A 1,197-nucleotide genomic window follows, 5' to 3' on the forward strand; every position below is an offset into this window, starting at 1 on the left:
GCGGGTTCGTTGGTGGGTTCGCGTGCGGTGCATGGGGTGCGGGGTGTGGTGTTGGCGGGGGATCGTGATGAGGCTGTGGCGGGGTTGAGGGAGATTGCTGCGGGTGGGGGTTTGGTTGGTGATCTCGGAGCTGGCGCTGGGTCTGGTGTGGGGTCTGGTGTGGTGTTGGTGTTTGCGGGTCAGGGTGCGCAGTGGGTGGGGATGGGGCGGCGGTTGTTGGAGGAGTCGTCGGTGTTTGCGGGGCGGTTGGCTGAGTGTGATGAGGTGATTGGGGGGTTGACGGGGTGGTCGGTGGTGGAGGTGTTGCGGGGTGTGGGTGGGCCGGGGTTGGATCGGGTGGATGTGGTGCAGCCGGTGTTGTTTGCGGTGATGGTGTCGGTGGCAGCGGTGTGGGAGTCGTTGGGTGTGTCGGTGGGGGCTGTGGTGGGGCATTCGCAGGGTGAGGTGGCTGCTGCGTGTGTGGCGGGGGTGTTGAGTTTGGAGGATGCGGTGCGGGTGGTGGTGGCGCGGAGTGGGTTGTTGGTGGAGTTGGTGGGGCGGGGTGGGATGGTGTCGGTGGGGTTGCCGGTGGGTGAGGTGGAGGGGTTTTTGGTGGGGTCGGGGGTGTCGGTGGCGGTGGTGAATGGTCCGTCGTCGACGGTGGTGGCTGGTCCGGTGGGTGAGTTGGAGCGGTTGGTGGGGGTGTGGACGGCTGGTGGGGTGCGGGCGCGTCGCTTGGAGGTGAGTTATGCGTCGCATCATGTGGGTGTGGAGGTGCTGGAGGAGCGGTTGTTGGAGGTGATGGCGGGGGTGTGTCCGGGGGCTGGTCGGGTGCCGGTGTATTCGTCGTTGCGGGGTGGTCGGGTGGAGGGGGCGGAGATGGATGGGGGGTATTGGTTTGAGAATGTGCGGGGGGCGGTGCGGTTTGACCGTGTGGTGGGTGCGTTGTTGGGGGATGGGTTCCGGGGGTTTGTGGAGGTGGGTCCTCATCCGGTGTTGCGTCAGGGGTTGGAGGAGTGTTTTGAGGTGGGGGGTGTTGCGGGTGAGGGCTGGGTGGTGGGGTCGATGGTGCGTGGGGACGGGAGCTGGGCGGGGTTGCTGGCGGGGGTTGCTGGCGCGTTCGTGCGCGGGGTCGATGTGGACTGGGCTCGGGTCGTGGGAGGTGGCCGGGGGGTTGAGCTGCCGACGTACGCCTTCCAGCGTCAGCGGTACTGGCTG

The 1,197-nt window shown here is 67.2% G+C and carries 1 protein-coding gene; it reads left to right on the forward strand.

The features are described from left to right. Positions 1–159: 159 nt before the first annotated feature. Positions 160–1,197, forward strand: a 1,038-nt coding sequence (locus tag ACFVUT_RS37745) for an acyltransferase domain-containing protein (protein WP_389661382.1), incomplete at its 3' end; no start/stop codon positions are given.

It is taken from the genome of Streptomyces sp. NPDC058051, assembly GCF_042885475.1.
Taxonomy (GTDB): Bacteria; Actinomycetota; Actinomycetes; order Streptomycetales; family Streptomycetaceae; genus Streptomyces.